Below are 15,926 nucleotides of genomic sequence, written 5' to 3'. Positions count from 1 at the left end.
ACGCCCTGCCATCGTCCGACGCGAGCCGCGTCAGGCCGGTTCAGCGGCTGGGACGAGCGTGGCTGCCAGAACCAGCCAGCCCGCATCGGCACGCACCCAGAGGCGCGTGTACACCAACCGCGCGGAGACCGCGGTGCCGGCCTGGATCGCGTCCACGGCGGCGACCAGCCTCGTGACTCCGCTCGAGCCGTCCTCCTGGACGTCGAGCGACTCCTCCTCGAGGCGGGTGACCTGCAGCACGCCTGAGCGGTAGCTCTCCAGGTCGTCCTCCTTGGAGAAGACGGACCCGTCCGGGCCGGCGCCGACGCAACGAGGATGCAGCAACGCGTCCAGCGCGTCGACGTCGCCGGCACGCTGGGCGGCTTGGAGAGCGTGCTCAGCAGCAAGAAGACTCATCGCGCGAGTCTACGCACCGGGAGATGCCCGGGGGACACGCCTAGAGGTCGCGCAGCTCGGCCTCCCGCTCGTCGTAGGTGCTGCGGGCCGCGGCGATGCGCTCCTGGTGCGCCTCGGTCCACACGACGAGGGCCTTGGTCGTCGCGTGGAGCGACCGGCCCATCTCCGTGAGCGCGTAGTCGACGCGCGGCGGGACGGTGGGGTAGACGGTGCGCTCGACGATGCCGTCGCGCTCGAGCTGGCGCAGCGTGCGCGACAGCATGCGCTGGCTGATGCCGTCGATCTCGCGCTTGAGCTCGGTGAAGCGCATGACCCGGCGGTCGAGCATCGCGATCGCGAGGAGCGACCACTTGTCGGCGATGCGGTCGAGGATCTGGCGGACCTCGCAGTCCTCGCGGGCGTCCCACTGCCACACGTCGACGTCGGACTCCCACCGGGTCGGGGAGCGCCGCGCGGGCGCGGTATCCGTGGTGATACCAGGTGCGTCGGATGTGCCGTCTTCCATGCTTCCTGATCCTGTCCCACGATGGGGTCGGTATCAAGAGGTAACCGGGTATCTGTCGAGCGGTGCCGAACGGTATCGAGAAGCATCGAGCGGCACGCGCACGATCGCCACGAGAGGGGACGTCATGACCGAGCCGACGACCGGTACGACCCGAACGGGCACGGGACCCGAGGCGCGCTTCGCGCTGCGCGACTGGGGACTGCTGCTGGTGCTGTGCGGCGCGATCTTCCTCGAGGGCAGCGACATCGCGATGCTGTCGGTCGCGCTGCCCGGCATCCGCGCGGACCTCGGCCTGGCCACGGGGGAGCTCGGCGGCGTCGTCACCGCCTACGTCGTCGGGTACGGGGGCTTCATGCTGCTGGGCGGCCGTGCGGCCGACCTCTTCGGCCGGCGTCGCATGTTCGTGCTGTGGCTCGTCGTCTTCCTCCTGTTCTCCGGGCTGGGCGGCCTCGCGACCGACGGCTGGATGCTCCTCGTGTCCCGCTTCGTCACGGGCATCGCGGCCGGGTTCCTCACGCCCGCCGGCATGTCGCTCATCACGACGTCGTTCGCGGAGGGGCCGCGTCGCAACCGGGCGCTCGTCGTCTACGGGGCGGCCGGGGCGGCGGGGTTCTCGCTCGGGCTCGTGGTCGGCGGGCTGCTCGCCGCGATCCACTGGCGCTGGGTGTTCTTCGCCCCCGTCCTGCTCGCCGTCGTGCTCCTCGCGCTGGCGGTCGCGACGATCCGCCGGGACACCCCGACGCCCGGTCGCGGCACGCTGGACGTCCTCGGCGCCGTCCTCGCGACCGGGGCGATGGTGCTGCTCGCCGTCGGGATCGTGCGCCTCGAGCACCCGGGCGAGGGCGTGCCGTGGACGCTCGCGGCCCTCGTCGGCGGTGCCGGGCTGCTCGCCGCGTTCGTCGCGCGGCAACGCCGGGTCGAGCACCCGCTCCTGCCCTTGCGGCTCTTCCGCTCGACCGAGCTCGTCCGGGCGAACGTCGCGGCCGTCCTCTTCGCGAGCGGGTTCTACGGCTTCCAGGTGCTCCTCACGCTCTACCTGCAGGAGCTGCGCGGCTGGACGCCGCTGCAGACCGGTCTCGCGATGCTGCTCATGGCGCTCGACGTCGTGCTGGCGCCCGCGCTCACGCCGCGCCTCGTCGCCCGGTTCGGCGTGCCGCGCGTGATCGTCGTGGGACTCCTGGCCGGGGCCGTCGCCGCGGCGTGGTTCCTCGGGTCCGGTCTCGACTGGACGTACGCCGTGATGGTGCCCTCGATGGTGCTCCTGGGCGTGGCGTTCGCCCTCGTCTACGGACCGCTCGCCATCGCCGCGACCACGGGCGTCGGCGACGAGGAGCAGGGCGTGGCGGGCGGCGTGCTCAACACGGCCTACCAGCTCGGCGCCGCCGTCGGCATCTCCGCGGCGACGGCGGTCAGCGTCCTCGCGCTCGGCGACCGCACCGGCGCGGAGGCGGGGCTCGACGCCTTCCACGCCGCCCTCTGGGTCTCGGTCGCGGCCTTCGGGCTCGCCGCGGTGGTCATGGGGGCACCACGCCGGAGGATCCGCGCGTCGGCCGCCGCGCCCGACGGCGCGGGTCAGGCCGCCGAGCCGGCGCCCGTCGTGCGGTGAGCGCCCGGCGGTGTGGTCACCGCGTCCGCGACCTCGGTGGGGACGGTCTCGGGCAGCCAGTGACCGGAGTCGAGCTCGACGAACCGGTAGCTCGCGAGCACGTCCGCCTCCGTGCCCTCGGCGGCGTGCCGACCGAGCGCGCCGTCCTGCGAACCCCACATGTAGGTCGTCGGGACGCGCACGGGTCCGACGCTCCGCCGCGCGAGGGGCAGCGCCCGGTACCAGTTCAGCGCTGCCCGCAACGCGTCCGGCTGGCTCAGGCGCTCCGCGTAGCGCGCGGCGTCGTCGGCGGGCAGCCCCGACCGCTCGAGCAGCGACGGCATCGACCGGGAGAGCACCGCCTCGGGCAGCGCGGGGAGCTGGAAGAAGCCCACGCACAGCGAGCGCAGAGCCTGGTCGGAGCGCACGAGCGAGCGGGACAGCGCCCGCGGGTGCGGCGTGGACAGCACGGTGAGGCTCCGCACGCGCTCCGGCGCCCACGCACCGAGCGCCCACGCGACGTTGCCGCCCCAGTCGTGCCCGACGACGTGGGCGGGACCGGTCGCGTCGAGCACCGCGAGCACGTCGGCGACGAGGAAGTCCAGCCGGTAGGCCGCGCGCTCGCGCGGTCGCGCGCCGGGGGAGTAGCCCCGCTGGTCGAGCGCGACGGTGCGCAGCCCGGCGTCGTGCAGGAGCGGCGCGACGCGGTCCCAGCTCGACGAGTCCTCGGGGAACCCGTGCAGGAGCACCACCGGCTCGCCGTCCTCCGGGCCGGAGTCGTGGACGTGGAACGTGAGCCGACCACGGCGCAGCGCGGCCAGTCGGGGCGACGTCATCGCTCCAGCGTGCGTGCGCCCCGCGGCACGGGCAATCGCTCCCGTCGTCCCGGCCGGCGGAGCACCCCGGCCCGCCGTCGCGCGGGGCGGGCGGCGGTCGGTGAGGATGCACGGGTGGAGGCAGCGGAGCAAGGTGGGTCCACGGGCACGCCCGTACCGGCGCAGCGCCGGGCGGCGCTCGCGGACCTCGAGCGCGGGACGACGACCACCGCGGCGCTCGCGTTCCACGACTCGCTGCCTGCGGTCGACGTCGACGACGTGCTCGGCACGTGGCACGGGTCCGGCATCCCGACCGGTCACCCGCTCGACGGCCTCCTGGAGGCGCTCGGGTGGTACGGCAAGCGGTTCGACGGCCCGGACGCCGCGCACCCGCTGCTCTTCGCGCACCGCCGCGAAGGCGTGATCGACGTCGACCCGGCGTACGCGCCGCTGCCGCTCGTCCTGCGGTGCGCCGGCCTCCTGCGCCGTCCACCCGTCGCGCGCGCCGTCCGGACGGTGCTGCCGCTCGTGCGGACCCGTCGGCCGCGGGCGCGCCTGCGCCGCGTGGAGCACCGCGGCGTCGTCACGACGACGATGGTCTACGACGCGCTGCCTGTCCACGACGTGCTGCGCGCCGTCGACGACGACACCCTGCTCGGCCTCATGGACGCGCGCGGCCTGGCGCGGCCCTTCTTCTTCGTCCTGCGCCGGGTCGGCGCGCGACGTCAGGAGACCTTGCCCTGGAGCAGCCGGCGCCAGTAGATCGGTGGCTGCAGGTACCGGTCGAACAGCAGGAGGCTGCGGCGCGGTCGGGCGAGGTCGACGAGCCGGGTCGTCGGCTCCGGTCGGCGCTCGCGGTCGAACTCGGCGAGCAGCAGCTCGCTGCGCGACGTCGTCACGGGCGCGACGGAGTAGCCGTCGTAGCGGCTCATCGAGGTGCCCTTGCGGCGCGCCTGGATGTTGCGGGCCACCACCGGGACCTGGCGTCGCAGGGCACCGCCCGACGGCATCGCGTCGACCGCGGCGGCGTCGCCGAGCCCCCAGACGCGCGGGTAGCTGCGGTGCTGCAGCGTGGCCGGGTCGACGTCGACGAAGCCGTCGCTCGCCGCGGTCGCGAGCCCGCTCTCGGCGATCCAGCCCGGCGCCCGGTGCGGTGGCGCGAGGTAGAGGACGTCGTAGTGGGTCGTGTCCACGCCGTGGGGCGTGCGCAGGCGCGCGGTGCGGTCGGTGGCGTCGACGGACTCGACGGTCGTGCTCGTCCGGATCCGCACGCCGTAGTCCTGGGCGGCGGCGAGCAGCTCGCGCTCGGCACGCGGGTCGTCGACGAGCCGCGGTGACTCGACGACGAGCTCGACGTCGATCGCGTCGAGCACGCCCGTGCGCCGCCAGTGGTCGGCGGCGACGAACAGCGGCTTGAGCCCCACGGGGAAGCACGGCACGTGCCGCGACGCGATCGCGAAGAGCGCGCGCCCGGAGGTCAGCGCGGAGAGCATGTCCCAGGTCTTCGCCGCGAGCTCCGGCAGGTAGCTCGTCGACGCGGACGGCGTCCCCACGGCCTCCTCGGAGCCGGGCACCGCGTCCCAGTCGACCTCCGACCCCGGGCACACCGCGAGGTCGCCGTACCCGAGCTCGGTCCCGTCGGCGAGGCGCACGACGGAGCGCTCGGCGTCGACGGACACGACCGGACTCGGGTACCGCCGCACGCCGTTGGGCACGACGTCGTCCTGCGGCCGGCTGAGGTCGTCGAGCGTCGCCATGCCGGACGCGACGTACGAGAGCAGGGGCCGGTACCGGTGCACGTCCTTCGGCTCGACGACCGCGACGTCAGGGCAGCCGTCGCGCCGCACGCGACCGGCGAGGGACAGGCCGGCGTTGCCGCCGCCGAGGACGAGCACGTCGTGCGCGCGGGGTGAGCTCATGGGGGACCGTTCCGGTGGGTGGCAGGGAGACCCACGCTAGGAGCGGTCTCGCCCGCTCGCCGCTGGGCGCGGTGCCCACCGGTCGCGCCAGCGCTCCCACGGCGGCGACACCTCCCAGTTGAGCCGCAGGGTGTTCCACGCGCGGTCCATCCGGCGGCGGCGCTGGCCCCGACCGCGCAGCGACCTCGCGGAGACGCCCACCCGCCAGGACCGCACGAGACGCGTCCGACGGCGCGGGCCGAGCCGGAACGCGAGGTCGAGGTCGTCGTGCACCTCGGCGTCCTCCCGGACGACGCGCTCGCGGACCTCCTCCCACGTGCTGCCGCGCACGGCCATGCACGAGCCCCAGAGCGTGGTGTGCCCGAGCGCGAGGTGGGTGAAGAGGTAGTAGGCGCCGAGATAGCCGACCGACGCGACGGTCCGCACGCCGACGGGGAGGTCGTGGAAGCGTCCGGTCCCGGTCATCGCGTCGAGCGTCGGGTCGGCGGCCATGCGCTCGACGACGGTCTGCACCCAGCGCGCGTCGGGCCGCGAGTCCGCGTCGAGGCGACCGATGACGTCGCCCTTGGCGGTGTCGTAGCCGGCCGCGGCGGCGGCCGGGATGCCGACGCGCGGCTCGTGCACGACGACCGCGCCCCACCGGTGCGCGACGGCGGCCGAGTCGTCCGACGAGGCGTTGTCGACGACCACGACCTCGAGCGGCGCGACCGTCTGGCGCGCGAGGAGGGACAGGAGGTGGTCGAGCGCCGCGGCGTCGTCGCGCACCGGCACGACCACCGAGACCGTCGGCACGCCGGCGGGCGTCACGACCGCACCTCGGGCCGGCGCTCGCGACGGGCGAGGACCAGACCGGCGATCAGCGCACCGAGGAGCCCCGCGGCGAGGTCCGTCACCGTGTCGTCGTACCCGACGCCGATGCCCTCGTCGAGGTAGGTGTGGCCGGCCCACTCGCCGACCTCCCAGAGGATCGCCGCGATCGCGCCGAGCCCCGCCGTCACCACGACGACGCCCGCGGACGCGCGCGCCGGGGGCGTGGCCACGGTGCCCGGCAGCAGCTCCCAGCGGACCAGCGCGAGGTACGCGACGGCCGCGATGAGTCCCGTGCAGACCAGGTGCACGGCGAGATCGAGCCAGTCCACGGCGTCGTACCACTCGAGCTGGGACGCCCACGCCGCGAAGATCAAGGACGCCCCGTACGCGACGTCGAGCGGAGCGGGCAGGTCGAGCGCACGCGGCACCGAGACGCCGCCGAGCACGAGGAGGAACAGCGCTCCCGCGATGCCACCGAGCGTGAGCGTGCCCACCACGAGGCTCACGAGGGCCGCGACGCGCACGACGTCCGCCGGGGTGAAGGCCCGGCGGTCGGTGGCGGTGCGCGACATGCAGACCTCTTCGCGGACGGGGGGACGGTGTGGTGTGACAGCGTCACATATCACCCGTGTGCTCGCAGGACCTCGGACGGCGTGCCGGTCCCGACCGGCCGGGCACGGTCAGACCGTGCGGACCGGGACCTCGCCGGCCGCGTCCCACGACGGTCCGAGCACGTCCACGGGAACCGCCTGGACGGTCAGCAGGTCGCCGCTCGCGACGTCGCCGTCGCCCGCCAGGTCGACGTGCACGCGCACCGTGGCGCCCGGCGGCACGGTGTCGACGTCGATCGCGAACGGCAGCCGACCGCCGGGGGAGAGGTCGACGCCGGGCAGCACCGCCTCGGCGAGGCGCACCGCCGCGACGTCCTGGAGCGTGGTGTCCTCGACGGAGACGCGGACGGTCGCGGCGCCGGCGGGGGAGTCGCCGGGGAGCGCGACCGTGCCGAACAGGGTGGTCATGCGACCACTCTGACACGGTCCCGGGACGCGAGCGCCTCGACGACGGCGTCCGTGATCGGCAGTCCTGTCAGGTGCTCGCAGAACAGCCAGAGCCCGGCGGGGTTGACCTCGAAGAACACGTGCTCGCCCGAGGGCGTCCGCCGCAGGTCGACCGCCCCGTAGACCAGCCCGAGCCGGTCCATGAGCGCCCGCACCTGCGCGAGCACGGCGGCGGGCAGCGTGGCGGGCCGGACCGTCGCCTCGTCGAGCACCATGCGCATGTCGCTCGGCAGGCTCGTCGCCGTCGCGTCGATCTCGGTGGTGAACGCCTCGCCGTCGACCATCGTGACGCGCAGGTCCACGCCCGGGACGTACTCCTGGAGGATCGTCGGGGCGAACCGCACCTGGTCGAGCCGCTCGACGTCCTCGGCGTCCAGCACGTGCGTCTCGCGCCACGCGTCGAGACGCGCGATGAACGCCTTGGTCACGACGCGGCCCGGTCCCATGGCGGCCACGAACTCGTGCGCCTGCGCCGGGTCGCGCGTGACGACCGTGCGCGGGAGCGCGAGACCGAGGTCCGCGGCGACGGCCCACTGCCACGGCTTGTGGTGCGCGTCGGCGTCGGACCGCGGGTCGTTGACCCAGCGGAGCGGCAGCGACGCGACGACGCCCTCGAACACCTCGGCGAGTTCGCTGCTCGCGAAGCCCGCGGCCGCCGGGTCGGTGATCGACGGGTCCGGCGGCGTGCCGCGCAGACGCCGCCACCAGCCCGTCGTCGCCTCCCGCAGGTCGTGCTCGCGCCGGTCGCCCTCACCGTCCGCGGCGACGAGCCGCATCGCGGCGGGTGCGCCGGTCCCGTACGCGAGCTCGAGCGAGCCCGTGGTTCCCAGGGTCGACGTGTCGAGCACGACGACCTCGTGGCCGAGCGCCCGCAGGCGCTCGACCACGACGGCCGTGTGGTCGTCGTCGGGGAAGCTGACGACGAGGATCATCGTCCGTGCCCCTCAGAGCCCGGCCTCGGCCGCGGCCTGCTCGGCCAGGGCCGCGACCGAGGCGCGGACGGCGTCGAGCGCCGTGACGACCTCGGCGAGCACGACCGCGAGGTCGGCGGCCGACGTCGTGCCCGCGCCCGCGTCCTGCGCCACGCCCGACTGCTGCGCGACCGCCGCCTGGTAGCGGCTCACGAAGTCGCTGTCGCGGCCGAGCACGAACGGGAGCGACCTGCCGAGCGCCGGGTTGACGACCGGGAGCTCGGGGCGGATCGGCTCGACCACCTCACGGATCGTCGGGCCGGGGTCGCGCACCGGCTTGAGCACGTCGCGCAGCGGCTTGACCACCTCGTCGCGCGGCTCCTTGACGATCTCCTTGAACGGCTCCTTGACGTCCTTGAGCGGTTCCTTGATCGTCGCGATCTCGCCGACGTCGCCGATCGGCTCCTTGATGACGTCCTTGAAGACCGGCTTGGGCCACGACAGCCCGGGGTACATGACCTTGAGGCCCGCGAGGTCGCCCGCCGAGAGCGACGTGCGCTGCCCGATGACGGTCCCCGCCGGGACGGTGGCGAGGGGCACGATCGTCGGCTGACCGTTCTTGGAGAAGGCCGTCGTCGGGTAGTGCATGATCGAGCCGAAGTCGTAGCCGCCGAGGTCGTCGCCGTCGCTGATGTGCTGATTGAAGTTGTGCGCCTTGCCGTCCTCGATGTTCGCGAAGTTGATCTGGACGAACGCGTCGCGGTCCTCGCGCGACTGCTCGTGCCACAGGCCCACGGCGTGCGCGATCTCGTGGATCGTGTTGCCCACCGTGCAGCCGGGGCCGAGCGTGATGTCCTGCCGCCCGCCGCGGCGCCCGACGGCCGAGCTGCAGCCGCCACCGCCCACGAACCGGACGAAGTCGCCCTCGCCGTTGCGCGGGACGAGACGCAGCGGGGTCTTGGCGTGCCAGTGCGCGATCGCGTTGTGCACGCGCGACGGGTTGGTGAGCGCGCCGTCGATCTCGAACGGGACGACGCCGTTCGGCCAGCGGAACTGGGCCCCGCTGATCCCCACGGCGTGCGCGACGTCGGTGTCCTCGTCCGACGTCAGCGTCGCGATGTCCCGCGCCCTCGCCTCCTCGACGGTGCCGATGACGATGTCGCCCTCGACGACCGCGAGCCCGTCGACCTCGGCCCACACCACCGGCATCGACGCGAAGCCGTAGCCGTCGATGAGCGCGGTACCGCCGACCGGTCCGGCCGCCTGCTCGCAGGACAGGTGCTCCCCGACGCCCGGCGATCTGCCCGCCGTCGTGCGCCGGCTCTTCGCGCCGCCGGACCGTCCGCCTGCCGGAGCCTTCTTCTCGACCATGACCGTCTCCTTCTCCGGAGAACCGCGCCGAGGTCGTTCTCCGCGCGGGCGGGGCTGTGTGCTCCTAGGGAGAGGGAGAGCCGCCGGGCGCCCGATGATGCGTGTCACCGTCATCAGCGCTGATCTCGCTCGGCGCGTGCGACCCGGGCCAGCTCGCCGTCGCGGGGTCGACGCCGTGCTCCCGGGCGTTGTCCTCGACGGCCGCGCGCAGCCACGCCGCCAGCCCCGGCGCGAGCGCGTCGTAGTGCGCCCTGAACCCCGGGTCGTCGGTGTAGGTGCGCCCGAGGCAGACGTGCATGGCGTGCGAGCAGTCGAAGTACGTCCCGATCGACGCCCGGTGCCGCTCCGCCAGCACGTGCGCACGCTCGCTGCCCGGCGGGACACCGTCGCGGCACGCGGCGGCGAGGGCCTCGTCGAGGGACGCGACCTCGGCGGCGACGCGCCGCCAGTCGTCGGGCGTGCGGTCCGCGGAGCGCTCGGCGTACTGCGCCCACTGCGCGGTCTCTCCCCAGCGCTCGCGCGCCTCGCGTGCCCAGGACGGCTGCCAGCTCTCGCCGAAGATCGCGACCTGCTCGGCGGGGGAGAGCAGCAGACCGCGCTCGCGCGCGTCGACGAGCCGGTCGAGCGCCGCGGCGGTCCGCTGCAGCGCGGCGATGCGCTCGCCCAGGAGCGTGCGCTCGCGCCGCAGGGTCGCGACCGCGTCGTCCGCGGGGGCGTCGAGGAGGCCCGGGATGTGCTCGAGGGACACCCCCAGCTCGCGGTACGCCACGACGCGGCGCAGGCGCGCGACGTCGGGCCCGGTGTAGAGCCGGTACCCGGCCGACGTGCGCGCCGACGGACGGGCGAGGCCCACGGCGTCCCAGTGGTGGAGCGTCCGGACGGTGACGCCGACCGCCGCGGCCACCTCGCCGACGGTGCGGCCGTCGCCGGTCTCGTCGTGGCGGCGGGTCGCCGCGGCGTCGGACGTCATGCCGCCCAGTGTCGCAGGGCTCACCGGTCCGGCGCCTCGATGCCGATGTCGCGCAGGAACCGGGCCTCGGCGCTCTCGGGCTCGAGCGGCTTCGCGGCCGTCATGATCACCCGGGCGTTCTCGGGTGTGCGGACCTCGACCTCGACCGAGTTCCACGGCATCGCGCGCGGTCCGGTGACCGAGCCGGGGCGGAGCCCCTCGCACGTGGTGGCGATCGCGTCGACCTGGCCGAGCACGCACGAGAAGCTCACGGTGAGCGCGGGCGCCTCGGCGGGCGGCGTGCCCGGGACGAGCAGGACGTCCTGGAACGCCCAGCGGCGCAGGTGGACGATCTGGTCCGGGACCGCGAACAGCTCGAAGAAGCCGAGACCGCGGGTCCAGAAGTCGACGGACGCTGCGAGGTCCGCCGTCGGCACGGTGACGAACTGGGGCATGCCGTAGATGCCGCGGAAGTGCTCCGGAGCCGTGGCGTCCTCGGACGGCTCGGGCACGGGGCTGATGTCGAAGGCAGGGTAGGTGTCGGTCATGCGACCACCCTGGAGCCTGACGTCGCGTCAGGGTCAAGCGGGGACGTCTCGGGGGACGCAGAAGGGCCGCGCGCTGCGCGGCCCTTCGTCGGTCAGACCCTCGACGCCGTGGGCGACGAGGGCCCGGGTGTCACAGAGGCTGGATGTTCGTCGCCTGGGGGCCCTTGGGGCCCTGGGTGACGTCGAACGAGACGCTCTGGTTCTCCTCGAGCGAGCGGAAGCCGGTGGCCGCGATCTCGCTGTAGTGGGCGAACACGTCGGCGGTGCCGTCCGAGGGGGCGATGAAGCCGAAGCCCTTCTCGGCGTTGAACCACTTCACGGTGCCAGTAGCCATGATGTCTTCTCTCGTTGAAACGTGCGTCCCACGAACGTGGGTCCGCTTGTCACGCCTTGTGGGGCGCTGACGGGTGTGGAGGCGGGATCGGGACGATCCGGCCGGGCTCGCGGTCGGTGCCGCGAGGTGTCTGGTCGCCTGCTCGAGCGCGGTCACCACGGTCGTCGGCCGCGTGTAGCGGTCGTGCACCTGGAATCCGTCGGGGAGCCGGGTGACCATGCCGGCGTACTCGCCGTCGGACGTGGCGACCCACAGGTCGTCGTCGACGCGGCTCAGCACGGGCTGGGGTCGGGCGGTGCCCACGACGGCAGAAGCAGTCGTGGGGTGTACAAGGGTGGAGGTGGTGATGTTCTCTGCTCTCGCTCCGCGCTCAGTGGTGGGCGGAGATCGTCGGTGGCAGCTTCTGCTGCTCGGCGCGCACGTCCTCGCGTCGGAGCTGAGGAACGCAGGACGTCGCAGGAGCATGTCCCGCGACCCGAGCGCGACTCCCAGACTACACCACACCTCTCCTCGTGCGCGGGAAGGCTCAGCCGCAGCTGTCGCAGATGCCGGTCGCAGGGAGCGTCATGAAGCACGTGGGGCAGATGGGCGCGGGCCTCTCGGGCTCCGCGGCGCGGCGGGGCGTGGTCGTGCGTGCCCGCGGCGTGCTCGACGGAGCGCGTCGGGCACGCTGCACAGGAGGCGGCGTCGGGGCAGCGGGGCCGTACGCCTCGAAGCCGTGCTTGCGCAGGATCGTCGTCGCGTCGATCCTGCCGCCGTCGAGCTCCTCGGCCGTCGCCGCCCGGCCGGTCGCGTTCTTGTGCGCGACGCCGAGGACCGCCTTCGAGTCGTACGTCCGGTCCTCGTGGTCGAAGGTCTCGCGCACCGACGGCGTGAACCCGTAGACGCCGAGGAAGTTCTCGGCCCCGCGGTCGTCGTACTCGGCGATCGCGGAGAGGATGTGCTGGCGGGTCACGGCGGAGAAGGTAGCCACCCGACGAGCCTAGTCCGCCGTCCGGTCGTGCCGGACCGGGAGGCGGGGCGCCGCCGTGTGGCCCCCGACACGCCCCGGCGCTGCGCGCGCAGGCGTCCCGCTGAGCCGACCGGCGTCAGCTCAGCCGACGCTCGAGGTGCACGGTGACGGTGTCGCCGACGTCCTTGCCGAGCCTCTTGCGGACCTTCGCGCTCAGCGACAGCATGAGCCCGCCGCTGCCCGTCGGCATGAGACCCACGTTCGGGAGCGCGACGCCGTCGACGCTCGCGTCGACGCGCACCGACCGCCCGGTGCCCAGCAGCTCGCGCGCGCCCGGCACCTCCACGCAGGGCCAGGTGTCGCCCTTGACGTCCACGCCGATCGGCGCGGTGAACGTGTGGTCGAGGGCGACGGGGTCGAACGGCATGAAGGCCTCCGGAAGCGGGTGGCAGGGATCCTGACGACCTCACGACCCCGTGCACCGCCGGAAATCATCGGCACCGCACGCGACGCGTCGTGCGCGCACCTGCCCCCGACGCGCGATGATGCCGTGGTGAGACTGCGCAACGACGCGGACGGCTACGGCGTCGTGACGAAGACCCTGCACTGGGCCACCGTCGCGGCGCTCGTCGCGCAGCTCGTCGTCGGGTACCTCCTCGACGACGACGGCGACGACGGCGGGGGAAGAGGCCGCGGGCGTGGTCGCGGCGAGGGGTCGGGCCGTGGACGCGGTCGCGGTGGCGACGACCGCGACGACGACGACGGCGGGCTCGCGGAGCTGGTCGACGGCGACCTCGACGGGCTGCTCGGCGTGCACGTCGCGCTCGGACTGACGATCCTCGTCCTCACGGTGGTCCGGCTGCTGTGGCGGCGTCTGACGCCGCTGCCGCCCTGGGCGCCCGGCCTCAGCGCGGTCGAGCGCAGGCTGGCGCACGGCACGGAGGTGACGTTGTACGCGGCGCTGCTCGTCATGCCCGCCACGGGGATCACGCTGCTGCTCGTCGACGACGACCTGCTGTGGTTGCACGTCGCGAGCCACGTCGTGTTCTTCGTCGCGCTCGCCCTGCACGTCGGCCTCGTGCTCAAGCACCAGGTCGTGGACCGCGACCGGTTGCTGCGCCGGATGCTCTGAGCGTCGGCGACGTCAGCCACCGAACCCCCGGCCCATCGGGCCGGCGGGCGTGGCGTTGCGCTCCTTGCCGCACCGCGCGCACGTGAAGTACTGCGAGTCCTCCACCTGCCGGCGAAGCCATCGGTGCATCCCGACGAGGCATCGCAAGTCCTTCATGACGCGCCCCTCTCCACCCCGTGGCCGTCGTCGCGGTGCACCGCGACGGGTGACCACCTCCCACGGTAGCCCTGCCGAGGGCCGGAGCCCAGGGCGTCGTGCGGGCTGCTCACGACCGGCTCACGGCTCGGCCCCGGGATCCGCGGACGGTCTCCCACCCAGGACGGTGCGCAGCCGCTCCTGGCGCGCCCGGTACGCGGGCCCGAACCGGGCGTCCGAGCGTTCGAGCCGCCGCGGGTGCCGCGCGTACCGGCGTCGGGCCCAGTACGACGACGGCTTGGCGAGCCGGACGGCACCGACGAACGCGACGAGCGGCACGACGATCCCGATCAGGCCCGTCGCGAGCTTGCCCTTGAGGATGCACACGAGCGCGAGGCACAGGTGCACGACGACCGTGACGACGTACGCGACCCGGCCGCTCGCCGCGCCGTCCGACGTGACCCCGATCGGGGACGCGGAGAACAGCAGGGCGCCGCCGATCGCGCCCCCGACGAGGATCGCCTCGATCGACCGCTGGCCCTGCTCGGCCCAGTACACGTCGTCGAGGTACAGCCAGAGCGCGAACTCGTCGAGGGCGAGCGCCGCGCCGGCTCCGAAGAGCAGCGCGAGGACCTCGGACCACGGGTGGCCGGGGGAGTAGCGGAACTCGAGCATCCCCGTGAGCAGGACGAGCAGGATGCCCCAGACCTGGTGGTGCACGTGCACGCCGCCGATCGAGACGTCCCTGATCAGCGACCGCCTCCCGGGCGGACGATCTGCCTCCGAGGACTGCCGCGCCCGGATCCTGCGGGTGACGGACCGGACGACGACGAACGTCACGACGAACCCGACCAGCGCGAACAGCGCGGGCGCACGCCCGGCGTCGACCACGTGCTCCGTGTACCAGCCCATGTCCCTCCCGCTCCGACACCATCGTCGGGCGCGCGGCGGGACGGCGCGACCGCGTCGGCCGGCGCCGCGTCAGGGCCGGGCGACGGTGCGTCGTGCGGCTGCTAGCGTGACCGGGCCCCTCGGCCCGCCGTCGTCGGGCCGAGCGGAGGAGCGAGATGGATGTGGCAGTGCAGCGTGACGACGACGACGGCCCTGCCGGCCCTGCCGGCCCCGCCGGCCCGGCGAGGGACCCTCGCGCTCGTGGCGCCGCGCGGGTGCGCACGGCCCTGCGTCTCGTGCTGGCGCTCGCGCTGCTCGCAGCGCCCGCCTGGGTGCTGGCGACGACGGGCGACGCCGTCCCGCACCAGCACTGGTCGCTCGCCGCGCTGCTCGCGCTGAGCGCCGTCGCGGGGCTCGCCCTGGGCATCGCGACGGTCCTCGCCGCTCGGCGCACGCCGACCGACCGGCGCCACGGGGACGGCCGGCGCCGCCGGGTGCTGCGCGCGACCGTCGCCGGGCTCGGGTTCGCGGCCCTCGTCGTCCTCGCGGCGGCGGTGGTGTGGCTGCGGCCCTTCGTCGCGACGGCACCGGCCCTCGCGGCGCTCGAGAGCGACGACGCCGTCGAGGTCCGCGAGGAGGCGGGGTGGTACGCGTTCGTGCCGCGCGACGGGGACCCGACGACGGGCCTCGTCTACTCGCCCGGCGCTCGCGTCGACGCGCGGGCCACGGCGGCGGTCCTGCGGCCGCTCGCCGAGGCCGGTTACCTGGTCGTCTCGCTCAAGGAGCCCCTCGGCATCGCGTTCACGTCGCCCGCGCAGTCGGCTGCCGCGATGGACGCGTTCGGCGGCGTCGACCGGTGGGCCGTCGGCGGTCATTCGCTCGGTGGCGTCGTGGCGTCGTCGTTCGCAGCGGACCACGAGGACGAGGTCGACGGCCTGCTGCTGCACGGCTCGTACCCCAGCAAGGACATCAGCGGGACGGACCTGCTGGTCACCTCGGTCTGGGGATCTCGGGACGGGCTCTCGACGCCGGACAAGATCCAGGCCTCGCGCGCCGACCTGCCGCCGGGCACGCGCTTCGTCGAGGTGCCCGGCGGGGTCCACGCGTTCTTCGCCGACTACGGGGAGCAGCCGGGCGACGGCGTCCCGGGGACCAGCCGCGCCGACGCCCAGGCGCAGATCGTCACGGCGAGCCTGGAGGCGCTCGACGCGGTGGCGGCTCCGTAGCCCCTGGCGGCCGGGGCGTGGCAGCGGTTCCGGCGGTCCGGGCGGTCAGGGCCGCCAGGACTCGTCGTAGTCCGGGTGGTCGGCGTAGACGGTGGCGAGCTCCTTGAGGATCCGGTCGCCGACGAACGAGACCCCGCTCTGGGCGCGGGCGCTGCTGTCACGCTCCAGGTCGACGGTCATGTCGTAGCCGGTGGCCTCGTGCGCGAGCTCGACGATGCGCCGCTTCGCGTCGCACTCGGCCAGCACCCGGGCCGGGCTCCAGCGCGCCCGATGCCGGGCAGGCCCCGCCTCGCCGTCCTCGCCGGCCTTGCCGTCGTCCGGCCCGACGGCTCGCGCCGCGGCCACGTCCTCGGCGATCCTGGAGAGCAAGAACTCGGTCGGCGTCATGG

Annotated in this window: 21 protein-coding genes; 4 read left to right on the top strand and 17 right to left on the bottom strand. The window is 74.3% G+C overall.

The annotated features are described in order from the left end of the window. Nucleotides 1-30: 30 nt before the first annotated feature. The gene (locus tag NFS20_RS07230; RefSeq protein ID WP_251151052.1) at nucleotides 31-396 is read right to left on the bottom strand and encodes a nuclear transport factor 2 family protein; all 366 of its coding nucleotides are present in this window, start codon (nucleotides 394-396) and stop codon (nucleotides 31-33) included. A gap of 40 nt (nucleotides 397-436) precedes the next feature. Next, nucleotides 437-901 carry a winged helix-turn-helix transcriptional regulator gene (locus NFS20_RS07225; protein ID WP_251151051.1) on the bottom strand — a complete coding sequence of 155 codons (465 nt, stop codon included), beginning with the start codon at nucleotides 899-901 and terminating at the stop codon, nucleotides 437-439. 124 nt (nucleotides 902-1,025) lie between these two features. Between NFS20_RS07225 and NFS20_RS07220 the strand changes: the two genes are divergently transcribed. After that, the gene (locus NFS20_RS07220) at nucleotides 1,026-2,507 is read left to right on the top strand and encodes an MFS transporter (RefSeq protein ID WP_251151050.1); all 1,482 of its coding nucleotides are present in this window, start codon (nucleotides 1,026-1,028) and stop codon (nucleotides 2,505-2,507) included. Here the strand turns inward: NFS20_RS07220 and NFS20_RS07215 are convergent. Continuing rightward, nucleotides 2,474-3,322 carry an alpha/beta fold hydrolase gene (locus NFS20_RS07215; protein WP_251151049.1) on the bottom strand — a complete coding sequence of 283 codons (849 nt, stop codon included), beginning with the start codon at nucleotides 3,320-3,322 and terminating at the stop codon, nucleotides 2,474-2,476. The two genes, NFS20_RS07220 and NFS20_RS07215, sit on opposite strands and share 34 nt — an antisense overlap. 114 nt (nucleotides 3,323-3,436) lie before the next feature. Between NFS20_RS07215 and NFS20_RS07210 the strand changes: the two genes are divergently transcribed. Continuing rightward, nucleotides 3,437-4,063, top strand: coding sequence for a DUF4334 domain-containing protein (locus NFS20_RS07210; protein ID WP_251151048.1), 627 nt, complete (start codon nucleotides 3,437-3,439; stop codon nucleotides 4,061-4,063). On the opposite strand, the gene NFS20_RS07205 is transcribed toward NFS20_RS07210, so the two are convergent. The 11 genes from NFS20_RS07205 to NFS20_RS07155 all read right to left on the bottom strand — a co-directional run bounded on the left by NFS20_RS07205 (nucleotide 4,027) and on the right by NFS20_RS07155 (nucleotide 12,580). Next, nucleotides 4,027-5,220, bottom strand: a complete 1,194-nt coding sequence (locus NFS20_RS07205) for an NAD(P)/FAD-dependent oxidoreductase (protein WP_251151047.1) — start codon at nucleotides 5,218-5,220, stop codon at nucleotides 4,027-4,029. The genes NFS20_RS07210 and NFS20_RS07205 overlap by 37 nt on opposite strands. A 36-nt stretch (nucleotides 5,221-5,256) precedes the next feature. Continuing rightward, a complete protein-coding gene (locus NFS20_RS07200; protein ID WP_251151046.1) occupies nucleotides 5,257-6,027 on the bottom strand; it encodes a glycosyltransferase family A protein in 771 nt (256 codons plus the stop codon). After that, complete coding sequence (locus NFS20_RS07195; protein WP_251151045.1) at nucleotides 6,024-6,602, bottom strand: DUF2238 domain-containing protein; 579 nt, start codon at nucleotides 6,600-6,602, stop codon at nucleotides 6,024-6,026. The genes NFS20_RS07200 and NFS20_RS07195 overlap by 4 nt, the downstream gene beginning before the upstream one ends. A gap of 108 nt (nucleotides 6,603-6,710) precedes the next feature. After that, nucleotides 6,711-7,049 carry a hypothetical protein gene (locus NFS20_RS07190; RefSeq protein ID WP_251151044.1) on the bottom strand — a complete coding sequence of 113 codons (339 nt, stop codon included), beginning with the start codon at nucleotides 7,047-7,049 and terminating at the stop codon, nucleotides 6,711-6,713. Further along, on the bottom strand, nucleotides 7,046-8,020 hold the full coding sequence (locus NFS20_RS07185; RefSeq protein ID WP_251151043.1) for an MvdC/MvdD family ATP grasp protein: 975 nt from the start codon (nucleotides 8,018-8,020) through the stop codon (nucleotides 7,046-7,048). The genes NFS20_RS07190 and NFS20_RS07185 overlap by 4 nt, the downstream gene beginning before the upstream one ends. Nucleotides 8,021-8,032: 12 nt before the next feature. Continuing rightward, nucleotides 8,033-9,370, bottom strand: coding sequence for a M12 family metallopeptidase (locus tag NFS20_RS07180; RefSeq protein ID WP_251151042.1), 1,338 nt, complete (start codon nucleotides 9,368-9,370; stop codon nucleotides 8,033-8,035). A gap of 64 nt (nucleotides 9,371-9,434) precedes the next feature. Beyond that, nucleotides 9,435-10,340 (bottom strand): MerR family transcriptional regulator, encoded by a 906-nt coding sequence (locus tag NFS20_RS07175; RefSeq protein ID WP_251151041.1) that lies wholly within the window; start codon nucleotides 10,338-10,340, stop codon nucleotides 9,435-9,437. Nucleotides 10,341-10,360: 20 nt separating this feature from the next. After that, nucleotides 10,361-10,867 carry a VOC family protein gene (locus NFS20_RS07170; RefSeq protein WP_251151040.1) on the bottom strand — a complete coding sequence of 169 codons (507 nt, stop codon included), beginning with the start codon at nucleotides 10,865-10,867 and terminating at the stop codon, nucleotides 10,361-10,363. 130 nt (nucleotides 10,868-10,997) lie between these two features. After that, nucleotides 10,998-11,201 (bottom strand): cold-shock protein, encoded by a 204-nt coding sequence (locus tag NFS20_RS07165; protein ID WP_251151039.1) that lies wholly within the window; start codon nucleotides 11,199-11,201, stop codon nucleotides 10,998-11,000. 526 nt (nucleotides 11,202-11,727) lie between these two features. Further along, nucleotides 11,728-12,156 (bottom strand): ScoMcrA-related endonuclease, encoded by a 429-nt coding sequence (locus tag NFS20_RS07160; protein WP_251151038.1) that lies wholly within the window; start codon nucleotides 12,154-12,156, stop codon nucleotides 11,728-11,730. A 133-nt stretch (nucleotides 12,157-12,289) separates the two neighbouring features. Continuing rightward, entirely contained in the window at nucleotides 12,290-12,580 is a 291-nt protein-coding gene (locus NFS20_RS07155; protein ID WP_251151037.1) for a DUF1905 domain-containing protein, read from the bottom strand. A gap of 126 nt (nucleotides 12,581-12,706) precedes the next feature. Here NFS20_RS07155 and NFS20_RS07150 point away from each other — a divergent pair, with 126 nt between their 5' ends. After that, nucleotides 12,707-13,285 carry a cytochrome b gene (locus NFS20_RS07150; RefSeq protein ID WP_251151036.1) on the top strand — a complete coding sequence of 193 codons (579 nt, stop codon included), beginning with the start codon at nucleotides 12,707-12,709 and terminating at the stop codon, nucleotides 13,283-13,285. 12 nt (nucleotides 13,286-13,297) lie between these two features. Here NFS20_RS07150 and NFS20_RS07145 read toward each other — a convergent pair whose 3' ends face one another. Then, nucleotides 13,298-13,441 carry a hypothetical protein gene (locus tag NFS20_RS07145; protein ID WP_251151035.1) on the bottom strand — a complete coding sequence of 48 codons (144 nt, stop codon included), beginning with the start codon at nucleotides 13,439-13,441 and terminating at the stop codon, nucleotides 13,298-13,300. A gap of 120 nt (nucleotides 13,442-13,561) precedes the next feature. Then, entirely contained in the window at nucleotides 13,562-14,332 is a 771-nt protein-coding gene (locus NFS20_RS07140) for a hypothetical protein (RefSeq protein ID WP_251151034.1), read from the bottom strand. A 155-nt stretch (nucleotides 14,333-14,487) separates the two neighbouring features. Between NFS20_RS07140 and NFS20_RS07135 the strand changes: the two genes are divergently transcribed. After that, a complete protein-coding gene (locus tag NFS20_RS07135) occupies nucleotides 14,488-15,537 on the top strand; it encodes an alpha/beta hydrolase (protein ID WP_251151033.1) in 1,050 nt (349 codons plus the stop codon). Between the two features lie 45 nt (nucleotides 15,538-15,582). On the opposite strand, the gene NFS20_RS07130 is transcribed toward NFS20_RS07135, so the two are convergent. Next, nucleotides 15,583-15,924: a DUF6221 family protein gene (locus tag NFS20_RS07130; protein WP_251151032.1), complete on the bottom strand. Its 342-nt coding sequence runs from the start codon at nucleotides 15,922-15,924 to the stop codon at nucleotides 15,583-15,585. Between the last annotated feature and the right edge of the window lie 2 nt (nucleotides 15,925-15,926).

It is taken from the genome of Cellulosimicrobium sp. Marseille-Q4280 (genome assembly GCF_943181405.1).
Lineage (GTDB): Bacteria > Actinomycetota > Actinomycetes > Actinomycetales > Cellulomonadaceae > Cellulosimicrobium.
The sequence above is the reverse complement of the archived record's forward strand: the minus strand, read 5'-3'. Positions and strand labels throughout refer to the sequence as shown.

What these genes read in the sequence shown, in the direction of transcription:
- NFS20_RS07155 (WP_251151037.1), bottom strand. Translation starts at nt 12,580, where the DNA reads ATGCCGTTCGACCCCGTCGCCCTCGACCACACGTTCACCGCGCCGATC.
- NFS20_RS07225 (WP_251151051.1), bottom strand. Translation starts at nt 901, where the DNA reads ATGGAAGACGGCACATCCGACGCACCTGGTATCACCACGGATACCGCG.
- NFS20_RS07180 (WP_251151042.1), bottom strand. Translation starts at nt 9,370, where the DNA reads ATGGTCGAGAAGAAGGCTCCGGCAGGCGGACGGTCCGGCGGCGCGAAG.
- NFS20_RS07185 (WP_251151043.1), bottom strand. Translation starts at nt 8,020, where the DNA reads ATGATCCTCGTCGTCAGCTTCCCCGACGACGACCACACGGCCGTCGTG.
- NFS20_RS07140 (WP_251151034.1), bottom strand. Translation starts at nt 14,332, where the DNA reads ATGGGCTGGTACACGGAGCACGTGGTCGACGCCGGGCGTGCGCCCGCG.
- NFS20_RS07195 (WP_251151045.1), bottom strand. Translation starts at nt 6,602, where the DNA reads ATGTCGCGCACCGCCACCGACCGCCGGGCCTTCACCCCGGCGGACGTC.
- NFS20_RS07190 (WP_251151044.1), bottom strand. Translation starts at nt 7,049, where the DNA reads ATGACCACCCTGTTCGGCACGGTCGCGCTCCCCGGCGACTCCCCCGCC.
- NFS20_RS07135 (WP_251151033.1), top strand. Translation starts at nt 14,488, where the DNA reads ATGGATGTGGCAGTGCAGCGTGACGACGACGACGGCCCTGCCGGCCCT.
- NFS20_RS07230 (WP_251151052.1), bottom strand. Translation starts at nt 396, where the DNA reads ATGAGTCTTCTTGCTGCTGAGCACGCTCTCCAAGCCGCCCAGCGTGCC.
- NFS20_RS07145 (WP_251151035.1), bottom strand. Translation starts at nt 13,441, where the DNA reads ATGAAGGACTTGCGATGCCTCGTCGGGATGCACCGATGGCTTCGCCGG.
- NFS20_RS07130 (WP_251151032.1), bottom strand. Translation starts at nt 15,924, where the DNA reads ATGACGCCGACCGAGTTCTTGCTCTCCAGGATCGCCGAGGACGTGGCC.
- NFS20_RS07175 (WP_251151041.1), bottom strand. Translation starts at nt 10,340, where the DNA reads ATGACGTCCGACGCCGCGGCGACCCGCCGCCACGACGAGACCGGCGAC.
- NFS20_RS07215 (WP_251151049.1), bottom strand. Translation starts at nt 3,322, where the DNA reads ATGACGTCGCCCCGACTGGCCGCGCTGCGCCGTGGTCGGCTCACGTTC.
- NFS20_RS07205 (WP_251151047.1), bottom strand. Translation starts at nt 5,220, where the DNA reads ATGAGCTCACCCCGCGCGCACGACGTGCTCGTCCTCGGCGGCGGCAAC.
- NFS20_RS07165 (WP_251151039.1), bottom strand. Translation starts at nt 11,201, where the DNA reads ATGGCTACTGGCACCGTGAAGTGGTTCAACGCCGAGAAGGGCTTCGGC.
- NFS20_RS07170 (WP_251151040.1), bottom strand. Translation starts at nt 10,867, where the DNA reads ATGACCGACACCTACCCTGCCTTCGACATCAGCCCCGTGCCCGAGCCG.
- NFS20_RS07220 (WP_251151050.1), top strand. Translation starts at nt 1,026, where the DNA reads ATGACCGAGCCGACGACCGGTACGACCCGAACGGGCACGGGACCCGAG.